Raw genomic sequence first — 21,400 nt, forward strand, 5'->3', positions numbered from 1 at the left:
GCCCCGCCCCGCCTCTCGAGACGTTGATCATGGAGAAACTTTGTCTGTCGGTGGCGGATGGCAGAGTGGAGGTATGTACCGGGAACGACCGTCCGGCATCGCGCACGCGGTGGTCTGGTCGTCGACGGTGGCGCGGGCCGAGGAGCATCGGGTGCTGCCGGACGGCTGCATGGACCTGCTCTGGTCCGGCGGCCGGCTGGTGGTCGCCGGGCCCGACACGGCCGCGAAGGTCGCGTCGTGGCGGCCGGGTCTGCCGTTCGTCGGGCTGCGCCTGGGCTCCGGGGTGGGACCACGGGTGCTCGGCGTGCCGGCGCACGAGCTGCGTGACCAGCGGGTTCCGCTCGACGCGGTGTGGCGCGGCGCCGACGTGCGGCGCCTGGCGGAGCGGCTGGCCCAGGCCGCCGATCCCGGAACGGTGCTGGAGGAGGTCGCCCAGCACCGGCTGGCGGACGGCCCGCCGGCCGACCCGATCGCCGCGCGGGTCGCGGAGCGCCTCGGCCAGGGCGCCGAGGTCGGCGCCGTCGCGCGGGAGGTCGGGCTGAGCGCGCGCCAGCTGCACCGGCGCAGCCTCGACGCGTTCGGGTACGGGCCGAAGACGCTGGCCCGGATCCTCCGGCTGAACCACGCGCTGGAGCTGGGCCGGACCGGCACCCCCGCGGCCGACGCGGCGTATGCGGCCGGCTACGCCGACCAGGCGCATCTCTCCCGCGAGGTGCGCTCGCTGACCGGCGTCACCCTCACGACCCTGGTGGCGTAGCGTCCGGCAGCGCGGCGTAGAAGTCGACGCCGTTGCCGTCCGGGTCGAGCACGACGGCGTAGCGCTGGCCCCAGAACGCGTCCCACGGCGCCAGGTGGCTCTTGGCGCCGGCCGCGACCATGCGCTCGTAGGTCTCGTCCACCCCGGCCGGCGTGCCGCAGTCGAACGCGAGACTGCCGTGCCCACCGGACTGTGGGGTGAACCCCGGGTCGAACGAGGCGATCGTCGCGTGCGTGTCGAGCAGCAGCCGGACGCCCGGCGCGAGCTCGACCTCGGCGTGCGGAGCGTCGGCCGCGTCCGGGACGTCGAGGCCGAGCGCGCGGTAGAACTCCAGCGAGCGGGCCATGTCGGCGACTGCGAATCCAATGGCGTTGAACCGTGGCTGTGTCATGCCGTCCACGTTAGGAGCGTGGCCACGGCCGGTCTTGAAGGATTCGGACACGGGGGGCAGTCGCCTGCGGCGGCTAGCCTGGGCGCGTGGCGCATCCGCGGATGTACAGCGACGACGACCCGTACCTGGCCGAGCTTCGGGCCGCTTGCCTGCGCTTTCCCGAGGCGGTCGAGGTCGAGGCGTGGGGCCGGCCGACGTTCCGTGCGGGCAAGAAGATGTTCGCCGTCTTCGAGGGCAACGACGCCCACCCGTACGCCCTCGTCTTCAAGCCGGACCCGGCGGACCGGCCGGCGCTGCTGGCCGACCCGCGCGTCTACGTGCCCGCCTACCACGGTCCCAGCGGCTGGCTGGCGCTGGACCTCACCGCCGCCGAGGTCGACTGGGCCGAGATCGGCGAGTTGCTGGACGGCTCGTACCGGCAGGTCGCGCTGAAACGGATGCTGACGGCCCTCGACGGCTGACGGGGGCGCGCTCAGCCCAAGTCCGGCACCAGCACCGCGGCGCCGGTGACGGCGTCGGCGGCGAGGTCGGCGAGTGCCCGGTCGGCCCGGCCGAGCGGATACGGCGTCGTCGACACGCGCAGCCGATGCGCTCCGGCGAAGCGCAGGAACGCCCGCGCGTCGTCGCGGGTGTTGGCGGTGACGCTGCGCAACTGCCGCTCCTGGAACAGGTGCCGATCGTAGCTCAGCGGCGGGATGTCGGTGAGGTGGATGCCGGCGACGGCGAGCGTGCCGCCGCGGTCCAGCGCGGCCAGCGCGGGCAGGACGAGGTCGCCGACCGGCGCGAACAGGATCGCCGCGTCCAGCGGCTCCGGCGGAGGGTCGGCCGCGTCGCCGGCCGAGGCGGCGCCGAGCTCCAGCGCCAGCGCCTGTGCGGCCGGACTGCGGGTGAGGACGTGGACGGTGGCGCCCTGGGCCAGCGCGACCTGCGCGGCGAGGTGCGCGCTGGCGCCGAACCCGTAGACGCCGAGCCGGCCGCCGGCGGGCAGCTCGGCCCGCAGCAGCGCACGGTAGCCGATGATCCCGGCGCACAGCAGCGGCGCCAGCTCGAGGTCGTCGTAGCCCGACGGCAGCGCCAGGGCGTAGTCGGCCGGGACGGTCGCGTACTCGGCGTACCCGCCGTCGGCGTCCCAGCCGGTGTACACCGACGCCGGGCAGAGGTTCTCCGCGCCGCGACGGCAGTAGGCGCAGATTCCGTCGGTGCCGCGCAGCCAGGCGATGCCGACCCGGTCGCCCACCGCGAACCCGCCGGCCGCCGTCGCCACCTCGCCGACCACCTCGTGGCCGGGCACGACGTGCGCGCGGTGCACCGGCAGGTCGCCCTCGGCGACGTGCAGGTCGGTCCGGCAGACGCCGCAGGCCAGCACCCGGACCAGCAGCTCGCCGGGCCCGGGCTCCGGCGTCGCCTCGTCGACGAGTGTCAGCGGCCGGGTCGCCATCGGGCCGGGCGACGTCACCCGCCAGGCGCGCATCGTGTCATCAGTCGAACGTCAGCAGCTCGTCGACGTCGATGGTCACCGGGAACGGCCGCTCGAGCGTGATGACTCCCGAGCCACGTGCGACCTCCTTGTAGGCGACGCCGACCAGTTCGTACGCCACGAACCGGCCGTCATCGCCGGCCGCCGGATCGATGATCCAGTACGCCGGAATGCCGGCGTACTGGTAGTCGGCGACCTTCGCGATCCGGTCGGTGCGCCGCGAGCCGGGCGAGACGATCTCGACGACCAGCCGCACGTGAGCGGGATCGAGCCGCGGCGCATCCAACCGCACCTGCGCCCGCGAGAACACGACGACGTCCGGGCCACGCTCCGTCGGCGGGAACTGCGCCTCGATGGTCACGCCGAGATGCTGCAGCGCGACCAGGCCGTCGGGGAGCTGCGTACCCAGTCGGGTGACCAGTCGCTGCCCGACCAGCTGATGCCCGACCGATGGGAACGGGTTCATGACGATCGTCCCGTCGACGAGCTCCCAGTACCGGCTCGCGTCGGTCTCCTCGAGTGCATCCCAGTCCTCGATGGTCAGGAGCTGGTTGGGCACGGTGACGGTCGTCATCGGTACCTCCTTCGCTCGATCATGATCTGACCTTCGAGTCATACCGTCACGATACGCAGATCGGAACCTTTCCGCAGTTGCCCGGATCCGCCGGCCCGGTTGCCCGAACCGGCGGATCGGCGGCTCACCGACTAGCCCGGAACCTCAATTCCCCAGGCCGACGCGGGAACCGGGCAGCAGGACGTCCGCCTTGACCGGCAGGTGGTCCGACGCGTCGCTGGTGACGACCGCAGCGGTGCGCGTGATCACGTCGCCGGACGTGAGGACGTAGTCGATGCGGGCGTTCGGGTCCTCGGACGGGTAGGTGTAGCCGTCGCCCATGCCGGCCTCCTCCCAGGTGTCGACCAGCTCGTCGACAAGCGTCTGGATCTCCGGGGTGTCCGGCCGTGCGTTGAGGTCGCCGAGGAGCACGACCGAATCCGAGGGCTCGCCGATCAGCTCGTCGATCGCCTCGGCCTGCTCGACCCGCTCGTTGGCGTCGTTGTGCTGCAGGTGGGTGTTATAGACGGTGACCCAGACGCCGCGGACGTTGATCCGGGCGCGCAGCAGGCCGCGCTGCTCGTGCCCCTCGTACTGGGGCAGGAACGTGTTGTCCCACTCGCGGATCGGCCGCTCGCTGAGGATCGCCGTCCCGTACTGACGGCGCGGCTCCCCCGGCACGGCCGGGTCGAGATCGAGGTTGGCGCCGTAGACGACATGCATGTCGAGCTCGTCGGCAAGCCAGGCGGCCTGGTCGACGAAGTCGCTGCGCTCGCCCCAGTGCCGGTCCACCTCCTGCAGCCCGACGACGTCGACCCCTTCGGTCCTGATGACGTCGGCGACGCGCTGCAGGTTCAGCACGTTGTCGGTGCCGACGCCGTGGTGGATGTTGAAGCTCATGACGGTGAGCGGCCGGTCGCGGGGCGACGGGTCGGCCGGCGCGGCGGGCAGAGCGGTCCCGGCCGTCAGTGCCAAGGCGGCCAGGGCTGCGGAGACGGCGGTGCGGAACGGGCGCATGGCGGGATCCCTTCGACGTCACGGTGCACGTGACGCCGAGCCTTCCCGCCCCGGGTGACTGGGAGACAAACCTGCCGCAAACGGTCAGTCGAGCAGCCCGTCGATCGGCGCGCCGGAACGCACCTGCCAGGTCGGCACCCGCAGCACCCGGGTCACCGGAGGCAGCCCGGACTCCGGCACCAGGCCGGTGAGCAGCCGGCGCCGGCGCAGCAGCAGCCGCAGGTGCCGGGCGGCGTCCTCGCCCGGCCAGCCGCGGTCCAGCAGCACGGCGGTGCTGCCCGACGGCGTCCGCACCAGCACGTCGACCCGGTACCCGTCGACGACGGCGTTGGGCTCGACGTCGTCGATGCCGGCCGCGGCCAACCGCGCGCACAACGCCTCGACCAGCGCGTCGGTGAAGACGGCGGACTCCAGCGGCGCCGGCGGGTTGGGCCGGACGTGGAAGGAGCGGACCGACGACATCCGGGCCAGCAGCGCGGGCAGCCCGGCCTGCCGCGACCAGAAGGCGTGCTGCCCGACGGTGACGACGTGCGCGCGAGTGCGGCCCAGCGCCGCACCCCACAGCGCCGCCTGACCCAGCGCCCAGCGCACCGTCTGCGCCGGCATGTCGTCGCCCGCGACCAGCGAGAACACGACGGCGTCGCAGTCGACCGGGTCGCCGTCGGCCACGCAGGCCACCGGCACCGGCTCGAACCGGAACAGCGACCGCAGCTCCTCGGCCTGGGCCCGGAACGGCGTGACGACGGCGATGGTGGCGCCGTCGGGCAGCTGATCGCGCAGTTCCTTGACCGCCCACACGACGCGGTCGATCTCGGCCTGGTTGCGCCAGGACCCGCCGTTGGCGCCGCGCTCCGGCGTGCCGGTGACGTCCTCCCACAGCAGCAGCGTCGCGTCGCCGGTCTCGGTGTCGTGCGCGCGGGGCAGCGCGCCGACGTCGGTGACGACGGTCAGCCGGCCGTCGTAGAAGTGCTCGTCGACGATCCGGGCGATGCCGGGGTGCGAGCCGTCGTGCTCGTCCAGCAGCAGCGGCTCCTCGACGTTGGGCAGCGCGGCGTCGAAGACGGAGTCGCCGCGGAACGACAGCCGCCGCTCGGCCAGGAACCCGGCGGACAGGCCGGCGCCGCGGCGGGCCCGGCGCAGCCGGTGGTCGCTGAGGCCGGGCGTGCGCAGCCGCTGCCGCGGGTCGCCGACGATCAGCGCCCGGCGGGCCCGGAACAGCAGCGGCAGCGCGGCGGCGACCGGGCAGTGGTGCGCGTCGTCGATGACGACCAGGTCGAACATGCCGGCCTCCAGGGCCAGCTGGCCGGCCGCGTCCGGCGTGACCGCCCAGCCGCCGAGGTGACTGAGCAACTCGCGGTGGCTGGTCCGGCGGTGCTTGCCGCCCGGCTCCAGCGCGATCCGGCGGGCCTCCAACTGGGCGCGGGCGGTGCCGGCCTGCTCCGCGACGACGACGGCGAGCAGCTCGGCGGAGAGCTCGGTGACCCGGGCGGTCAGCTCGCGGCCCTCCAGGTCCAGCGCGTCGTCGCTGACGGCGAGCACCTCGCGCTGGTCCACGCGCAGCCGCTCCTCGGCCCGCGCGAACAGCAGCAGCGAGTCGTACGCGACCGGGTCGAGCAGCGTCTCGCGGGCGGGGCCCGCGTCAACACCGGCGTCGGCGATGGCGCGCAGGTACGCGACGACGAGGTTGCGGCGACGGAGCCCGCCCATGAGGTGCGTCTCGGTGAGCGTCCGCGCGCGGTCGATCCAGTCCGACAGCCCGGCGTCGTCGTCACGCCACGCCGCGCCCAGCACGTCCGCCGGGACACCCAGCCGCTCGGCCGCCGCGGCCCGGGCCGCCGTCGTCTTGCGCAGCAGCGCCTCGACGTCGTTGCGCTCGGCCAGCCGCTCCCGCCAGGCCCGGACCTGCGCCTGCGCCGCGGCCAGCTCGGCGGCGACGGAGCCGCGGGTGCGGCCGCGCGACTCGTCCTTGGTCGTGCGCAGCAGCTCGCGGACGACCTGCTTCTCCTCCGCCCGGGCCTGCGCGTCGCCGGTCTTGATCAGCAGCCCGGTGACCAGCCCGCCGCAGCGGTCGGCCAGCGCCTGCAGGGCGGCGTCGTCGGGCGAGGCGACGAGCACCTTCTGCCCGGTGGCGACGGCGGTGGCGACGACGTCGACGATCAGGTCGTCCTTGCCGGTCCGCGGGGGCGCCGTGACGACCGTGAGCGGCCGCGACATGGCCGCCGTCAGCACCGCCTCCTGGCTCTCGTTCAGCTCGGCCGGCAGCACCAGCGCGACGGACGAGCGGGTCGTGGTGCGCAGCCCGACCGGCTTGCCGAGGAACTCCAGCGCGGTGCCGGGGACGTCGGCCAGCCGGTCGGCCAGCTCGGCCAGCTCGGCGGCGACGGCCTGGCCGGCGGCGCGATCGGACTCGACGTAGAGCACGCAGCCGGTGTTGTGCACGCCGGTGCGGTTGGCGGTCTTCTGGTCGACGGGGCCCAGCGCGGCCGGGTCGAGCAGGCTCAGCTCGTCCAGCCCGAGCCGCTTGAGCAGTTGCCGGACCGCCACCAGCAGCCCGGCGCGGTCGCCGGGCTTCCAGCTCTGCCGCCAGGTCGCCAGCAGGCTGGCCGCCTCCTGGTCGTCGAGGCAGGCCTGCAGGATCCCGGCGTGCGGCAGCACCGGCCCGGTCGGCCGTAGCACGGCGGCGCCACGGGCGTCGACGGTGACCTCGACCCGGCGCACCAGCAGCGGCGCGACGGTGGACGGGGCCAGCGCGTCGCCGGAGTGCCGGCGGCCGGCGCCGGCCAGCGTCACGGCCGGGTACCCGTACCAGAGGTCGCGTTCCTTCCAGTCGAAGGTGTCGACGCCGGCGGGCGCGAGCGTGGTCGCCTCGGTGCCGCTGAGCAGCACCTCGGGGCCGGTCATCGGGAACCAGTCGGCCGACTCCGCGCCGCGCACGGGCAGCGCCTCGGGCGACGGCGCCTCGGCCAGGCAGGCGCGATAGTAGGCGATCACCTCGCGCCAGCCCGGGTCGGCGACCTGGTCGCCGGGGTCGCCGTCCTGCGCACCGGCGCCGCCGGCCGCGCCGCCGGTGGCCGGCGTCGCGGTGGCGACCCCGCCGGACCCGGCCGCGGCGGTGGCCTTGGCCCTGCCGCGGTCGCCGTCGAGCAGGCTCAGCGCCCGCACCGCCGAGCGCGCGATGACGTGGTTGCCGGTGACGGCCAGCGTCGACGTCGCCGGCAGCTGCTCGGCCGGGACGCCCTGCGCGGTGAGTTTGGTGGTCAGGTACGCCGCGAGGTCGGCGGCGGTGACCCACGGGCCGAGCCCGTCCTTGACCCGGCCGGTGCGCAGCCCCTCGACGATCTCGCCGGTGAACCGGGACGTGCCCAGCTGCGGCACCGGCTCGGCCATCGCGGCGGCCGGCTGCGGCGCCGGCGACGCGGAGATGACATAGACGCCGGCCGGCTCCAGCATGACCTGCCGGCGCTGGACGGCGAACCCGTCGGTGTCAGGGCCCGGCAGGCAGGTGTCGAGCAGCACGACCTTGCTGGCCGCGCGGCACTCCTGCAGCTGGTCGCGGAGGAAGTCGGCCGGGACCGCGGTGCGCTCGAGGTCCGCGGGGTCGGTGTCGGCGGCGGCCAGGTAGAGCCGGCCGTCGGCGCCGGACACCTGCGCGTAGCCGGTCAGGTAGACGAGGACGGTGTCGGCGAGCGCACGCTCGTCGAGGAACGTCTCGACCGCCCGCATGATCTCGCCGCGGCTGCCGTCGGCGACCACCTCGCAGGTGTCGGCCATGCCCACGTCGGCCCGCTCCAGCACCTGGCGCAGCTGCCGCAGCCCCGCCGCCGCCGTCGGCAGCAGCGGGTAGCCGGCGTGGTCGTGCACGGCGGTCCCGATGAGCAGCACGGCGCGGTCGCCGGCCGGCAGCCGGCGGTGGTCCGGCCCGGCGGCGACGGCGGCGGAATCCGTCGCGGACGGGAATCGCAGCGACGCCTCCGGCGTCTGCCTCGACGGCGCCGGAAGGTGCGCCGTGGCGGGACGGACGGCCACGAACCGATTCCGGACAGGCTCGGTCCGCACATGCATCGACGGCTCGTTCATCAGGCTCCCTCGCGTCTGGCCTGCCGCCGGCGAACACCCGTTCACCTGCGGTTCTCTCGCAGACTAGGTACGCATCGCGACGTATGTCGGATCTTGGAGCAATATGGTCCGAACACCCGATGGAGTACTCGGACGAGAGGATCGTGGTGATCTAGAAAACAATCCCGTATAAGCCCGCCGAGTCATTCGATCATGGGAATTCCGCGTTGTCATACCGAACGCGGAGCGCCCGTTCGCACATATTCGAGAGCGCCGGGTCGGAGCAGACCGCCCCATCGCGACGAGCGCGATCCGCCCGATTCAGGGCGCGAGCCAGTCCAGCGTGACGGCGGCCGTCCAGGACTGCTGCAGGCTGCCCAGCGGCTCGCCGGTGAACGGCTCGTAGTACTCGCCGAAGTCGCCGTCGGCCAGCTGCCGCAGCGACGCCTCGCGCAGCCGCCGGGCGCCGTCGTCGTCGCCCTGACGCTCCAGCGCCCAGCCGAACAGCCACGACACGATCGGCCAGACCGGGCCGCGCCAGTAGGTGCGCGGCCGCATCCCGGGGTCGGCCGGCGAGACCGACGGCGGCAGCGGGTGCGCCAGCGCTGGGTGGCCGCACCAGCGCTCGCCCCAGAACAGCGCCCGCTGCGTCCCGTCGTCGACGCCGCAGAACAGCGGCGCGAACCCGGCGACCGTCTCGGTCTCGATCCAGCGGCCTGACCGGCGGTCCAGGTCGCGGCCCAGCCCGGTCGTCGGCGACACCGTCGACGCCACGCCGGCGCGGAACCGGGCGGCCAGCTCGCGCAGCTCGGCGGCGTCGTCGACGCGGCCCAGCTCGTCGCCGAGACCGGCCAGCTCGTCGCTGGCGACGGCGAGGATCGCGGACATGAACACGTCGGCGACGCGGAACCCGACCACGTCGCGGGCGGCCGCGTCGTCGTAGCGGACCCGGCGCAGCTGCTCGACGATCCACAGGTATCGGCCGTACTCGTCGTCGGTGGGCCGTTCGTGCACGTCGCCGACGTGGTGGAGGTCGGTGCGGACGAAGCCGGGCAGGTCGTCGCCGGGCACGACGGCGGCGTAGGGGCGGTCCCAGCGCGGCGAGTTGTCCATGCCGCTCTCCCAGCCGTGATAGATCTCCACCAGGCCGCGGCGGTCCGGGTCGCGGGCGCCGGCGAGCCACCGATGCCAGGCCAGCCACGAGCCGAACGTCTCGCGGACGAACGCCTCGGCCTGGTCGCGGATCTCGCCGCCGGCGGCCCGCCCGGCGTCGAGGATGCGGCGCACGGCCAGCGCGTGCACCGGCGGCTGGCAGATGCCCGACGTGCGGACGGTGCGCGGCGCGGCCGCCGCCGACTCCGTCCCCCACCGCTCCGGGCCGGGGAAGTAGCCGTCGCCGGCGGAGAACACGATGTGCGGGATCATCCCGGTCGACCACTGGGCCCGCAGCAGCGTGCGCAGCTCGGTGATCGCGCGCGGCACCGACAGCCGGGCCAGCCCGACGGCGATCAGCCCGGAGTCCCAGCTCCACATGTGCGGGTAGAGCCGCGGCGCCGCCGCCGTCATCGAGCCGAGGTCGTTGCCACGCAGCACCTCGGCCGCGCGGTCGCCGAGCCCCACGCCGCTGACCGGGACCCGCACCGCGCCTCCTCCGATGTCGCCGGGATGTCGCCCCAGCGACCAGGTTTCGATATCGTCCTAGTTTTGTCAAATCACTGGACGTAAGGGGATGCCGTGACCGGGACCTCGCCCGGCTGGCTGCTGCAGCTGATCCGGTCGCGCGAGGACTGGACCCGGCGGCAGTTGCTGGCCGAGACCGGGCTGTCGCGGATGACGCTGTTCGAGCGGCTGGACGCGCTGTTCCGGGCCGGGCTGGTCCACGAGGCAGGCGCGGCCGGGCCGACCGGCGGGCGCCCGGCGGCGCTGATCCGCTTCGCCGGCCAGGGCCGGGTCGTGCTGGTCCTCGACCTCGATCACCACACCGGGCGGATCGCCGTCACCGACCTCGCCGGTCGCAGCCTGCGCGAGCGCGAGCTGCCGCTGGACGTGGCCGGTCCACCGGAGTCCGTGCTGGCGACGGTGTGCGACGCGGGCACCGAGCTGCTGGCGGCCGGCGCCGGCGAGACGCTGGCCGGCGTCGGCGTCGCGCTGCCCGGGCCCGTCTCACCGGCGACCGGGCTGCTGCGGCCCGCGACCGTGATGCCCGGCTGGGACGGCTTCCCGATCGCCGCGTTCGTCGCCTCGCGCTGGCCGGTGCCGGTGCTGCTGGAGAACGACGCCCGCGCACATGCGCTCGGCGAGGCGGCCGAGCGGCCCGGCACGACACCGCTGCTGGCGGTGAAGTACGCACACGGGATCGGCGCCGGCCTGGTGCTGGACGGCGCGCTGCTGAGCGGGTTCGACGGCGCGGCCGGCGACATCGGGCACATCCGCGTCTCCGATGACGTGGACGCGCCGGTCTGCCGGTGCGGGCGGACGGGGTGCCTGGCGGCGTTCGCGTCCGGCTACGCACTGCTGCGCCGCCGCGGCGTGACCCCGTCGTCGTCGGACGACCTGGCCGCCCGGCTGGCCGCGTCGCCGGAGCTGAGGGACGCCGCGCGGCTGCTCGGACGCACGCTGGCCGGACTCGTCGCGCTGGTGAACCCGCAGACCATCGTGCTCGGCGGGGCGCTGGGCCGGTTGCCCGGCGTCGTCGGCGAGGTGAACACGGCCGTGCGGGCGGCCGCACTGGACCGGCTCACCGGCGACCTCGAGATCGTCGCCAGCACCGCACGCCACCCGGCCGCCGTCGGCATGGCCGCCCTCGTCGCGGGCCATGTCTACGCCCCGGACGCCGTCGACGCCCGCCTCATGGGGTGAGCGGGCGGCGGCGACGGGTCTGGCGGGCGGCCCACTGGTCGATGACGGGACGGGTCCACAGCGGCAGCCGCTGGCTCAGGGTCGTGACCGGCGGCGGCATCTGCTGCCGCGCGTGATAGGCGTTGACGGTGCTGCGGGTCACCCCGAGCAGCCGCGCGATCGCCGACGCCGTCAGCAGCGCCGACGGATCCAGCTCCGGCGCCGACAGGCCCACAACGACGTCGGAACGGGCGAGGATCTCGTCCACCGGGACCGCCACGGACGGCTCGCCGTCGACCGCGAGCGTCGCCAGCGGGATGACCCAGCGCAGCTCCGGCCGCGCCTCGGGGCCGTCCAGCCAGTCCCGGTCCAGCAGGACGTACTCGCCGTCGTCGCGGGCGGCCCGCGCGGCGCCGGCGTAGCGGCGTCCGAACGTCACGTCCTGGGCGCCCGGAACCGGCCTCCGGGACGCTGTGTAGACCCAGATTCCGCCGGTGCGCAGATAGTTGCCGCCGCCCGCCACGAGCTCGGCATCGGGCCAGGTCAGAGGCCGGAGCGCGGCCTCGAGCTCGGCACCGGCGTCGAGCATGCGGACCTCCCGCCACTACAGCCATTGGTTGTATATCGGGCAAAGCCCGCTTACAGTAGCCGCCGATGACCGCCGACAGGAAGGGCCCCGAGTGAGGAGACGACCTCTGGGGCCGATCGTGGCCGCAGCCGTCACCATCGCGTGCGTCTCCTGGGGGATTTCCTCCTCGACGGCTGCCCCCGATGTCCGTGCTTCGTCCGCCACGCCCTCCGTCGAGGAGGCCCAGGCCGACGTCGACTCCGCGCTCGCGGCGTTCGAGGCCGCGCAGAAGACGGAGCAGGCCGCACAGCAGCGCGCCGAGCAGGCCAGCCAGGCCGCCGCCGACGCCCGTACCGCCGCCGCCGAGGCGACCGCGCGGGCCGAGCGGGCCCGCGGCGAGAGCACCGACGCCGCCACGGCGGCCGAGCAGGCCCGCGAGACGCTGGGCCGGCTGGCCGCGCACGCCTACATGAACAACACCGAGCTGAGCGGCCTGATGCAGCTCGGCATCGCCGACCCGGAGGAGTTCCAGGCCCGGTCCACCGGCGTCTCCGAGCTGATGCGGGTCCAGGACACCGTGCTCGCCCAGGCCGCGGAGTCGCAGGCCAACGCGACGGACGCGGCCAGCCGGGCCGACGGTCACCTCGCCGCCGCGCAGGAGGCCGCCACGTCGGCGACGGAGCTGTCCGAGCAGGCCGCCGCGGCGCTGGACGAGGCGTCCTCGGCGACCGTCGAGGCGGGCGAGCAGCTGCAGAAGATGCGCGACATCCACGCCGCGGCGCAGCGCGCCGCCGAGGAGCGCGAGGCGGCCGAGAACCAGCCCGACCGCGGCGACGGCGGCGGGGACGGCGGTTCCACCGACACCCCGCCACCGTCCGGCAACGGCGTGTTCCAGCGCCCGTCCACCGGCCCGATCACCTCGCCCTACGGGATGCGCGTGCACCCGCTGACCGGCGTGTACAAGCTGCACAGCGGCACCGACTTCGGCGCCTCCTGCGGCACCGCCGTGTACGCGGCCTACCCCGGCACCGTCGAGTCGACCGGCTACGAGGGCGCCTACGGCAACCGCATCGAGATCGCCCACACCGTCGACGGGATGGACGTCACGACGACGTACAACCACCTGTCCGCGTACAGCACGAGCCCGGGCACGACGGTGGCCGCCGGCGACCTCATCGGCCGCGTCGGCACCACCGGGTCGTCGACCGGCTGTCACCTGCACTTCGAGGTGCTGGTGAACGGCAGCTTCACCGACCCGATGTCCTGGCTGTCCTAGCGCGCCCTCCTCAGACGTCGAGGTCGCGCAGGGCATCCTGGATGCCGCGGTGGATGGTCGGGTAGGCGTAGATCATGTGCCGCAGCCGCCCGACCGGGACCCGCCCGTGCACCGCGACGGACAGCGCGCCGAGCACCTCGCCGCCGGTCGGGCCGGCCGACGTGGCGCCGACCAGGACCCCAACGGCTGCGTCGGCGACCAGCTTGATGAAGCCGTCGTTGCCGGCCTTGTGGATCCAGCCGCGTGAGGTGGACGGCACCTGCGTGCTGCCGGTGCGCACGTCCAGCCCCTGGTCGCGGGCCTGCGCCTCGGTCAGGCCGACGGCGCCGATCTCGGGGTCCATGAACGTCACGCGGGGCAGCGCGCGGTAGTCGGCCGGCGGGCCGTCCTGGCCGAGGATGTCGCGGGTGACGATGTCGCCCTGGTAGGTCGCGACGTGCGTGAAAGCGCCGTGGCCGGTGACGTCGCCGACGCCCCACAGCCGCTCGCCGGCCCGCAGCCGGTCGTCGACCTGGAGGAACCGGGCCGACGGGTCCAGCCCGACGGTGTCGACGCCGATCGCGGCGAGGTCGGTGGTCCGGCCGACCGACACCAGCAGCTTCTCCGCCGTCACCTCGGCGCCGTCGGCCAGCGTGACGGTGAACCGCTCGCCGTCGTGCCGCACGGCCGACGCCGCGACCCCCGTCCGCACGTCGGCGCCCTCGTCTGTCAGCACCTTCGCGGCCAGCTCGGACGACTCCGGCTCCTCCATGCCGAGCAGCCGGTCCGCCGCCTCGACGACGGTGATCCGCACGCCGAACCGGCCCAGCGCCTGCGCCAGCTCCAGCCCGATGGCGCCGCCGCCGAGGACCAGCAGCGACTCGGGCAGCTCCTTGGCCCGGACGGCGTCCTGGTTGGTCCAGAACGGCGTGCCGGCCAGCCCGTCGATCGGCGGCACGAACGGCGCCGTCCCGGTGCCGACGACGACCGCGCGGCTCGCCTCGTACACCGTCCCGTCCACCTCGACCCGGCCCGGGCCCGCCAGCCGGCCCCAGCCGCGGACGAACCGCGCGCCCTTGCCGACGAGGCGGTCGACCGCGACCTGGTCGTTCCAGTCGTCGGTGGCCTCGTCGCGGATCCGGTCCGCGACCGGCGACCAGTCCGGCGTCGCCTCGGCGTGGCCGGCCATGCCGTCGACGCGACGCGTCTCGGCCAGCAGATCGGCCGCCCGGATGATCATCTTGGTGGGCACACAGCCGTAGTACGGGCATTCGCCGCCGACCAGCCGGCCCTCGATGCCGACCACGTTCAGACCCGCCTCGGCCAGCGTCCCGGCGACCTGCTCGCCACCGACGCCCAGCCCGAGCACGACCACGTCGACCTGCTCGCTCATGACACCTCCGCTCGTCTGCCGCCGAGCCTATGTCGATTCCGGCGCCGCGAGTTCGTCAAGTGATAGACAGCCACCGAGAGGGAGGAACGAGCGATGAAGTACATGCTCATGCTGTTCGAGCCGGACACCGACTGGGACACCGTGCCGGAGGCGGAGCGCACGGCCGCGCTGGCCGAGCACGAGGCGTTCATCGCCTATCTGCGCGGACGCGGCATCGAGTTCTCCGGCGAGGCGCTGCGCCCGTCGGCCACGGCGACGACGCTGCGCCCGGCCGGACCGGGCGAGGACCTGCTGGTCACCGACGGTCCGTACGTCGAGCTGAAGGAGAACCTGGCCGGCTACTACGTCGTCGAGGCCGCCGATCTCGACGACGCGGTCGAGATCGCCCGGCACTGCCCGACCGGCACCGGCACGGAGATCCGGCCGCTGTGGGACGCCGGGACGTGACCGACGCGGTCGCGGAGGCGCACCGCCGCGGCTGGGCTCGCGTCCTGGCCACGGTGGTGCGCATCACCCGCGACCTCGACGCCGCCGAGGATGCCGTCCAGGACGCGTTCACGGCGGCGGTCGAGCGGTGGCCGGCCCAGGGAGTGCCGGACGACACGACGGCCTGGCTGACCACCGTCGCCCGGAACCGGGCGCTGGACGCGATGCGGCGGGAGCGGACGCTGGCCCGCAAGCTGCCGCTGCTGATGGTGCCCACGCCCGCCGAGCCGGACGAGCCGGACGGGCTGACCGACGAGCGGCTGCGGCTGATCTTCACCTGCTGCCACCCGGCGCTGGCGCTGCCGTCCCGGGTCGCGCTGACGTTGCGGCTGGTCTGCGGCGTGCCGACGCCGGACGTGGCGCGGCTGTTCCTGGTGTCGCAGCCGACGATGGCGGCCCGGCTGACCCGGGCGAAGAAGAAGATCCAGGCCGCCGGGATCCCGTACCGCGTGCCGGCGGCGCACGAGCTGCCGGACCGGCTGCCGGCCGTGCTGGCGGTGGTGTCGTTGCTGCTCACCGAGGGCCATACGGCGTCACGGGGCGAGTCGCTGCGGCAGCCGGAGCTGATCCGGACGGCGACCGAGCTGGCCGAGGTGCTGGCCGAGCTGATGCCGGACGAGGCCGAGGTGCTCGGCCTGCTGGCGACGGTGCGGCTGGCGGCGGCGCGCGGTGCGGGCCGGCTGGACGACGACGGCGGACTGGTGCTGCTGTCGTCGCAGGACCGGGCGTCGTGGGATCGCGGCCTGATCGCCGACGGGTGCGAGCTGGCCGCGCGGGCGATGCGCCGGACGACACCGGAACGGGCCGGGCCGTACGCGCTGCACGCGGCGATCGCGGCGGTGCACTCGGAGGCGCCGGCGTACGAGGCGACCGACTGGGCGCAGATCGTCACGCTCTACGGCCTGCTGCTGCGCGTCGCGCCGTCGCCGGTGACGGAGCTGGCCCGGGTCGCCGCCTGGTCGCACGTCGCCGGGCCGGCCGCCGCGCTGGCCGAGGTGACGGCGCTGGCCGCACGTCCGCCGCTGGCCGGGTACCACGGGCTGCCTGCGGTCCGCGCCGACCTGCTGCGACGGCTGGGCCGGAACGCCGAAGCGGCGGCCTCCTATCGGGAGGCCGCCGCCTTGACCGCCAATGCGGTCGAGCGAGCGTTCCTGCTGACCCAGGCCACTCAGCTCGTCGCCGAGTAGCGCCGGCGGAACTTCTCGACCTGGCCCGCGGAGTCCAGGACCCGCGCCTTCCCGGTGTAGAACGGGTGGCTGGCGGAGGAGATCTGGACGTCGACGAGGGGGTACGTGTTCCCGTCCTCCCACTCGATGCTGCGCTCGGTGCGAGCGGTCGAGCGGGTCAGGAACGCCAGCCCCGCCTCGGCGTCGCGGTAGACCACCGGCCGGTAGTCGGGGTGGATGTTCTTCTTCATGCCGACCTCCTTCTGATTGTCGTTCTCAACAACGTGCTGGTGGGGTGCCGCATTCCCGCCGCGGCCCGGTATTCTCGACAGCGTGCCGACCTACGAGTTCCGCTGCCGCTCCTGCGGCTCGACCTTCGACGTCGTGCGTCCGATGGCCGACGCCGGCGCCGCGGCCGCCTGCCCGGCCGGTCACGACGACACCGTCAAGCTGCTGACCACGGTCGGCCTGGCCGGCCGATCGGGCGCCGCGCCCGCCGGCGGCGGCGGATGCTGCGGCGGGGCGTGCGGCTGCGGCTGATCGTTCCGGCCCGGCACTACAACCGCGGGAAATCCTCTTCCCAGGCGGCTCGGCGCGTGCTTCACTGAGAGCGATTCTCAGGGGGACCGTGCCATGAACACCCACCGCGACTCGATCATCATCAACTGGTCCGACGAGGCCGAGCGGCTGTGCGCCGCGGTGGCCGACGACGAGGCCTGGTACACGTCCGTGGCCCGCGAGCTGGCCCGGCCCGGCGACCGGCTGGCCGTCGACATCGGCTGCGGCGGCGCCGGCATGGCCGTCGCGCTGGGCGCGGCACTGCCGCCTGCCGCGTTCGTCGTCGCGGTCGACGGCGACGGCGACGTGCTCGACGCCGCGCGCCGGCGGATCACCGAGGCCGGCATCGACGACGGGCACATCCGCCTGCTGCGCGCCGACCTCGACACCGACCTCGCCGTGCTGCCGATGGTGGCCCGCGGCGCCGACATCATCTGGGCGGCGTCGTCGATCCATCATCTCGCCGACCAGCAGGCGGCCATCGACGCGCTCGCCGCGCTGCTCGCACCAGGCGGCCGGCTGGCGCTGGCCGAGGGCGGGCTGGCCGCCCAGCACCTGCCGTGGGACGTCGGCGTCGGCGACCCCGGCCTGGAGACCCGGCTGGCCGCGGCCGAGGACCGCTGGTTCGCCCGCATGCGCGCCTGCATCCCGGGCTGCGTGCCGATGCCGTACGGCTGGCCGGCCGCGCTGCGCCGGGCCGGCCTGGTCGACGTCGCCACCAGGACGTTCACGTTCGAGCGGCCGGCGCCGCTCAGCGCGGCGGACCTGCGATCGGTGCTGCAGAGCCTGCGGCACCGGGTCGACCGCGCCCACGCCGACGGCGAGCTGCGGCCGGCCGACAAGGCGGCCTGGGACCGGCTGCTCGACCCCGGCGACGACGCCTGGATCGGCCACCGCGACGACGTGTACTCGCTCAGCGCGCGCAGCGTCCACCTCGGCCACCGGACGGCCGACTGAGCTGCGGCGCATCGCCCACGGCGAACGACGGAATTGAGCGGGGTCGACTCAAGTTATGCCAGTCAGACCTGGTGAGACCGGGTACTTGACTGAGAAGGAGTCGCCATGAGCACCACTCTCGTACCGTTCGCCGACGTCGACCGGCTGTTCCGCACGTTCTGGGACGCACCCGTCGCCGCCGGCTCCGTGAAGGGCTTCGCGCCCGCCGCCGACCTCGCTCGTGAGGGCGACGACCTGGTGGCCCGCTTCGACCTCCCGGGCGTGGACCCGGAGAAGGACGTCACCGTCGAGGTCGAGGGCCGCAAACTGGTCGTGCGTGGCGAGCGCCACGACACCCGCGACGAGAACGCCAACGGCCGCCGGGTCCGTGAGGTCCGGTACGGCAGCTTCCGCCGCACGGTGGCGCTGCCGGTCGCGGCCGACCCGAGCGCCGTCAGCGCGAGCTACGACGCCGGCGTCCTCACTGTGACGGTGGCCGGTGTCTACGCGGGCACCTCGCCCACCCGCATCGAGGTGCAGCGCGCCGCCTGACGCGGTAGAACACCGACGGCCGGGGCGGTCCACACGGACCGCCCCGGCCGTTCGCGTCCCCGGGTCCCAGCGGGGTCGCGGCGGTGTCAGGGCTCGATGCCGACCACGGAGTCGACGCGGAACGGGATGCCCTGCTGGCAGGTGGTGACCGCGCCCTCCTCGACCGCGCCGGTGATCTGCACCTCGCGGCCGGACGAGATCAGCTCCTGGTCACCGCCCATCAGCAGGTAGCCGTCGAGGAGCCAGCAGCCGGCCTCGACCCCCGGGGTCGGGAAGCCGATCAGTTCGGTGACGCCCGGAGTCGTGGGCGGCACGTTGGGGTCCGACGGGGTCGGCTGCGGCGTGACGCCAGGATCGGTGGGCGAGGCGGACGGGTCCTCGCCGGGGCCGGTCGGCAGGCCGGAGCCGTCGGTCGGCGCGTCGGTGGGTGTCGAAGGAGCACTCGCCTCGCCGCTCGGCGTGCTCGATCCGGTCGGGTCGTCGCCACCCGTCGCCGGAACGTCGTCGCCGCACCCCGCCAGCAGCAGGACCGCCGTCGCCACGGCAGCCGCCAGCACCCGGTTCACCCTCACGAAGATCAGACGTCCGGCCGTCGCCGCCGGTTCCGCGACCGGCGCCGGCCGCTAATCTGGCAGGCGTGATCTGGACCGTCGCCACCGACTTCGGACCCATCGTGGTCCGCGAGCAGCTCGAGCCCGAGGACGAGCCCGGTGTCCTGGAGCTCTTCGCCGCCTGCGACGACTGGTTCGAGGCCGTCAACGGCACGCCGTCCGGGCCCGGCGACGTGCAGAGCCTGTTCTACGCCCTGCCCGAGGGCGCGTCGTTCGAGGACAAGCGGCTGTTCACGGTCCGCGACGGCGACAAGATCGTCGGCCTGATCGACGCCGTGCTCGGGTTCCCGCACCGCACGGCCGCCGCGGTCGGGCTGTTCCTCATCGCGCCGTCGCACCGGCGCCGCGGTCTCGGCGCCGCCGTCGCGGCCGTCCTGCTCCGCGAGGCCCGCGAGAGCGGCCTGGACACCGTCACGGCGACGGCGCATGACGCCTGGCCGCCGGGACAGGCGTTCCTGGCCGCGCTCGGCTTCACAGTCGCGCCCGGCGACGATCCGGTCCGCCGCGCCACCCTCGCACTCGGCGCCTGAGCCGCCCCCGGGCGTCCGGCCGCCGAGCGGCCTTCGTACCCTGGGCAGCCATGAACTGGTTGGCGCCTCGGCGGAGACGGACCATCGCCCAGCGGGAGCTGACCTCGCTCGCCGCCTCGATCGGCATGGAGACGAGGTCGCAGTGGGCGCCGGGGCTGCTGGCAGAGGTCGACCAGCACGCCGCCGCCGTCCGCGACATCCTGGTCGTCACCGGCCACGGCCTGGGACCGGTCGAACTGGCCGATTACGCCCGCGGGGTCGAGGACGTCGCCCGAGAGCGCGGGTGGCGGCACGGCGACGACGACTGGGTATCGCTGCGCCTGGCCGGGGTCTGCCTGCTGGCCATGGCCGACGGGGCCATGGCCAGCATCGCTGACGGCGACGCCGCGCTCTCCTGAGCAGCGTCGCCACCGGCCCCTACGGGTAGTCGCGCGGCGGCGTGCTGGTCGTCGGCGTCGTAGGCGGCATGCCGGTCGTCGGCGCCGGCCTGCTCGTCGGCAGCTCCGACGGCGGCACGCCGGCCGGCGTCTCCTGCGCCCGCAGGGCGTCCTCACGGCCCCGCTGGTAGGCCTCGGTGCGCGACCGCGCCTCCGGGATCTCGCGCTCGGCCCGGCTCAGCCAGCGCTCCCAGCGCTGCTCCATCGGCCGCAGCATCCCGCCGCCGACCCCGACGATGATCACGCCGGCGACGGTGGCCAGCACCGCGATCAGCACCGGGGTGGTCACGGTCGTGGCGACCCCGATCTGGTTCAGGGCGGCGATGACACCCAGCGCGATGACGAAGATCTGCACGATCTTGGCCACCATCCGGCCATAGCTCAGCGAGCTCAGCGCACTGCCGACGAGGTCGCCGAGTGCGCTGGCGACCGCCGTCGCCACCACGATGATCACGACCGCGACGATCGCCTGCGGCAGCCAGGCCACGATGTCGGACAGCAGGTCGCTCACCGGGTTGGGCCCGAAGACGCCGAAGGCCATCTGCAGCGCCAGCAGCAGCACCGCGTAGTAGACGAGCGTCGCGATCAGGCCACTGGCGTCGTACTTCGACTGCGCCAGAGCCCGGCGGACGCCGCCACGCTCCACGGCTCGATCGAAGCCCACCCGTTCGAGGACCACGTCGACCAGCTTGCGCAGCGCCTTCGCCACCAGCCAGCCGATGAAGAGGATCACCAGGAACGCGGCGAACCTCGGCAGGAACGTGATCACGGCGTCGAGTGCGTCGTTCCACGATTGCGTGATGTCCATCCGGCTCACATCCTTCCGGGCCGGCCGGCCAACCGCCCGTCGGCGGCCGGCACCATGCCCTACCGGCACCCCGAGGTGCGTACCCCCTGGTGACGATCCCACGCACCCACCTGATCGCATCGCAACCATAGGTTGCACATTGACACGTCCTCGCCTACAGTCATACGCAACCAAACGTTGCGAGTTACTGGAGGGCCGATGGAGTTCGGCAGCATCGAGCGCGAGATCCACATCGACGCCGCGCCCGAGATCGTCTATGAGGTGGTCAGCACCCCCGAGCACCTGCGCGAGTGGTGGCCCGACGACGCCGACCTCGAGCCGGTGCCCGGCGCGACCGGGACCGTCACGTTCGGCGACCCGGCCGCGGCGGACGGCATCGTCCAGGCGCTCACGGTCGTCGAGGCAGACCCGCCGCGCCGGTTCGCGTTCCGCTGGGTCTACGACGACGGCGTGGCCGCGGCGGCCGGCAACTCGCTGCTGGTGACGTTCGACCTTGTCCCGGCCGGTTCCGGCACGCTGTTGCGGTTCACCGAGACCGGCTTCCGCGAGCGCGGCTGGGAGGCGGCCGTCCTCGAGGAGGCGTACCGCGACCACGCCACCGGCTGGGACCAGTTCCTGCCCCGCCTTGTCGACTACGCCGGGCGGCTGGCGGCGCGATGAGCACCGTCATCGACGACGAGCTCTGGTCGGCCGTCGGCGACCCGACCCGGCGGCGGATCCTCGACCTGCTCCTGGCCGACGGCGCCGGCACGGCGACGACGCTGAGCGAGCGGCTGCCGGTCACCCGGCAGGCGGTCGCCAAGCACCTCGGCGTGCTGGACCGGGCCGGGCTCGTGCACGGCACGCCGTCCGGCCGCGAGCGCCGCTACGGCGTCGACGAGGCCCAGCTGGCCCGCGCCGTCGCCCAGCTGACCTCCGTCGGCGCCACCTGGGACGCCCGGCTGGCCCGCATCAAGCGCATCTCCGAGGCGATCCAGCGTCGCCGCGACACCTCCACCGAAAGGCACTGAG

Annotated in this window: 24 protein-coding genes; 13 read left to right on the plus strand and 11 right to left on the minus strand. The window is 74.3% G+C overall.

The window, feature by feature from the left end:
- Positions 1-73: 73 nt before the first annotated feature.
- Positions 74-757: a helix-turn-helix domain-containing protein gene (locus C1I92_RS25725; protein WP_111257494.1), complete on the plus strand. Its 684-nt coding sequence runs from the start codon at positions 74-76 to the stop codon at positions 755-757.
- Here the strand turns inward: C1I92_RS25725 and C1I92_RS25730 are convergent.
- Entirely contained in the window at positions 738-1,148 is a 411-nt protein-coding gene (locus C1I92_RS25730) for a VOC family protein (RefSeq protein WP_111257495.1), read from the minus strand. The genes C1I92_RS25725 and C1I92_RS25730 overlap by 20 nt on opposite strands.
- Positions 1,149-1,249: 101 nt before the next feature.
- Here C1I92_RS25730 and C1I92_RS25735 point away from each other — a divergent pair, with 101 nt between their 5' ends.
- Positions 1,250-1,609 (plus strand): MmcQ/YjbR family DNA-binding protein, encoded by a 360-nt coding sequence (locus C1I92_RS25735; protein ID WP_111257496.1) that lies wholly within the window; start codon positions 1,250-1,252, stop codon positions 1,607-1,609.
- An 11-nt stretch (positions 1,610-1,620) separates the two neighbouring features.
- On the opposite strand, the gene C1I92_RS25740 is transcribed toward C1I92_RS25735, so the two are convergent.
- The 5 genes from C1I92_RS25740 to ggh all read right to left on the minus strand — a co-directional run bounded on the left by C1I92_RS25740 (position 1,621) and on the right by ggh (position 9,892).
- Positions 1,621-2,619, minus strand: a complete 999-nt coding sequence (locus C1I92_RS25740) for a zinc-binding alcohol dehydrogenase family protein (protein WP_111257497.1) — start codon at positions 2,617-2,619, stop codon at positions 1,621-1,623.
- Positions 2,620-2,626: 7 nt separating this feature from the next.
- On the minus strand, positions 2,627-3,199 hold the full coding sequence (locus C1I92_RS25745) for a Uma2 family endonuclease (RefSeq protein ID WP_158564281.1): 573 nt from the start codon (positions 3,197-3,199) through the stop codon (positions 2,627-2,629).
- 144 nt (positions 3,200-3,343) lie between these two features.
- Positions 3,344-4,195, minus strand: a complete 852-nt coding sequence (locus C1I92_RS25750; protein WP_111257499.1) for an endonuclease/exonuclease/phosphatase family protein — start codon at positions 4,193-4,195, stop codon at positions 3,344-3,346.
- 84 nt (positions 4,196-4,279) lie between these two features.
- Complete coding sequence (locus C1I92_RS25755) at positions 4,280-8,221, minus strand: AAA domain-containing protein (protein WP_146605286.1); 3,942 nt, start codon at positions 8,219-8,221, stop codon at positions 4,280-4,282.
- 351 nt (positions 8,222-8,572) lie between these two features.
- A complete protein-coding gene (gene ggh / locus C1I92_RS25760; RefSeq protein ID WP_233507253.1) occupies positions 8,573-9,892 on the minus strand; it encodes a glucosylglycerate hydrolase in 1,320 nt (439 codons plus the stop codon).
- A 93-nt stretch (positions 9,893-9,985) separates the two neighbouring features.
- On the opposite strand from ggh, the gene C1I92_RS25765 reads away from it, so the two are divergent.
- Positions 9,986-11,110 (plus strand): ROK family transcriptional regulator, encoded by a 1,125-nt coding sequence (locus tag C1I92_RS25765; RefSeq protein ID WP_111257501.1) that lies wholly within the window; start codon positions 9,986-9,988, stop codon positions 11,108-11,110.
- Here the strand turns inward: C1I92_RS25765 and C1I92_RS25770 are convergent.
- Positions 11,100-11,678: a helix-turn-helix transcriptional regulator gene (locus tag C1I92_RS25770; protein ID WP_111257502.1), complete on the minus strand. Its 579-nt coding sequence runs from the start codon at positions 11,676-11,678 to the stop codon at positions 11,100-11,102. The two genes, C1I92_RS25765 and C1I92_RS25770, sit on opposite strands and share 11 nt — an antisense overlap.
- Positions 11,679-11,769: 91 nt before the next feature.
- On the opposite strand from C1I92_RS25770, the gene C1I92_RS25775 reads away from it, so the two are divergent.
- Positions 11,770-12,933, plus strand: a complete 1,164-nt coding sequence (locus C1I92_RS25775; RefSeq protein ID WP_158564282.1) for a M23 family metallopeptidase — start codon at positions 11,770-11,772, stop codon at positions 12,931-12,933.
- Between the two features lie 10 nt (positions 12,934-12,943).
- On the opposite strand, the gene C1I92_RS25780 is transcribed toward C1I92_RS25775, so the two are convergent.
- Positions 12,944-14,305 carry a dihydrolipoyl dehydrogenase family protein gene (locus tag C1I92_RS25780; RefSeq protein ID WP_111257504.1) on the minus strand — a complete coding sequence of 454 codons (1,362 nt, stop codon included), beginning with the start codon at positions 14,303-14,305 and terminating at the stop codon, positions 12,944-12,946.
- A 93-nt stretch (positions 14,306-14,398) separates the two neighbouring features.
- Between C1I92_RS25780 and C1I92_RS34610 the strand changes: the two genes are divergently transcribed.
- Together C1I92_RS34610 and C1I92_RS25785 are read left to right on the plus strand one after the other, a co-directional pair.
- A complete protein-coding gene (locus tag C1I92_RS34610) occupies positions 14,399-14,752 on the plus strand; it encodes a YciI family protein (RefSeq protein WP_199521589.1) in 354 nt (117 codons plus the stop codon).
- The gene (locus C1I92_RS25785; RefSeq protein WP_199521590.1) at positions 14,749-15,978 is read left to right on the plus strand and encodes an RNA polymerase sigma factor; all 1,230 of its coding nucleotides are present in this window, start codon (positions 14,749-14,751) and stop codon (positions 15,976-15,978) included. The genes C1I92_RS34610 and C1I92_RS25785 overlap by 4 nt, the downstream gene beginning before the upstream one ends.
- On the opposite strand, the gene C1I92_RS25790 is transcribed toward C1I92_RS25785, so the two are convergent.
- Positions 15,960-16,208, minus strand: a complete 249-nt coding sequence (locus C1I92_RS25790; RefSeq protein WP_111257506.1) for a type B 50S ribosomal protein L31 — start codon at positions 16,206-16,208, stop codon at positions 15,960-15,962. The two genes, C1I92_RS25785 and C1I92_RS25790, sit on opposite strands and share 19 nt — an antisense overlap.
- An 82-nt stretch (positions 16,209-16,290) precedes the next feature.
- Between C1I92_RS25790 and C1I92_RS25795 the strand changes: the two genes are divergently transcribed.
- From C1I92_RS25795 to C1I92_RS25805, 3 genes are all read left to right on the plus strand, one after another.
- Positions 16,291-16,497 carry an FmdB family zinc ribbon protein gene (locus C1I92_RS25795; protein ID WP_111257507.1) on the plus strand — a complete coding sequence of 69 codons (207 nt, stop codon included), beginning with the start codon at positions 16,291-16,293 and terminating at the stop codon, positions 16,495-16,497.
- A gap of 93 nt (positions 16,498-16,590) precedes the next feature.
- Entirely contained in the window at positions 16,591-17,472 is an 882-nt protein-coding gene (locus C1I92_RS25800; RefSeq protein ID WP_111257508.1) for a class I SAM-dependent methyltransferase, read from the plus strand.
- Between the two features lie 105 nt (positions 17,473-17,577).
- Positions 17,578-18,003, plus strand: coding sequence for an Hsp20/alpha crystallin family protein (locus C1I92_RS25805; RefSeq protein WP_111257509.1), 426 nt, complete (start codon positions 17,578-17,580; stop codon positions 18,001-18,003).
- Between the two features lie 86 nt (positions 18,004-18,089).
- Here C1I92_RS25805 and C1I92_RS34040 read toward each other — a convergent pair whose 3' ends face one another.
- The gene (locus tag C1I92_RS34040; protein WP_158564283.1) at positions 18,090-18,560 is read right to left on the minus strand and encodes a RodZ family helix-turn-helix domain-containing protein; all 471 of its coding nucleotides are present in this window, start codon (positions 18,558-18,560) and stop codon (positions 18,090-18,092) included.
- 80 nt (positions 18,561-18,640) lie between these two features.
- Between C1I92_RS34040 and C1I92_RS25815 the strand changes: the two genes are divergently transcribed.
- Both C1I92_RS25815 and C1I92_RS25820 read left to right on the plus strand, forming a co-directional pair.
- Entirely contained in the window at positions 18,641-19,144 is a 504-nt protein-coding gene (locus C1I92_RS25815) for a GNAT family N-acetyltransferase (protein WP_158564284.1), read from the plus strand.
- A 50-nt stretch (positions 19,145-19,194) separates the two neighbouring features.
- Positions 19,195-19,542: a DUF6401 family natural product biosynthesis protein gene (locus C1I92_RS25820; protein ID WP_111257512.1), complete on the plus strand. Its 348-nt coding sequence runs from the start codon at positions 19,195-19,197 to the stop codon at positions 19,540-19,542.
- Between the two features lie 19 nt (positions 19,543-19,561).
- Here the strand turns inward: C1I92_RS25820 and C1I92_RS25825 are convergent, their stop codons facing one another.
- Positions 19,562-20,389, minus strand: a complete 828-nt coding sequence (locus C1I92_RS25825) for a mechanosensitive ion channel family protein (RefSeq protein WP_111257513.1) — start codon at positions 20,387-20,389, stop codon at positions 19,562-19,564.
- A gap of 198 nt (positions 20,390-20,587) precedes the next feature.
- Between C1I92_RS25825 and C1I92_RS25830 the strand changes: the two genes are divergently transcribed.
- Both C1I92_RS25830 and C1I92_RS25835 read left to right on the plus strand, forming a co-directional pair.
- Complete coding sequence (locus C1I92_RS25830) at positions 20,588-21,049, plus strand: SRPBCC family protein (protein WP_111257514.1); 462 nt, start codon at positions 20,588-20,590, stop codon at positions 21,047-21,049.
- Complete coding sequence (locus C1I92_RS25835) at positions 21,046-21,399, plus strand: ArsR/SmtB family transcription factor (RefSeq protein WP_111257515.1); 354 nt, start codon at positions 21,046-21,048, stop codon at positions 21,397-21,399. Before C1I92_RS25830 ends, C1I92_RS25835 begins: the two co-directional genes overlap by 4 nt.
- Position 21,400: the final 1 nt, after the last annotated feature.

Source organism: Jiangella anatolica (assembly GCF_003236295.1).
Lineage (GTDB): Bacteria > Actinomycetota > Actinomycetes > Jiangellales > Jiangellaceae > Jiangella > Jiangella anatolica.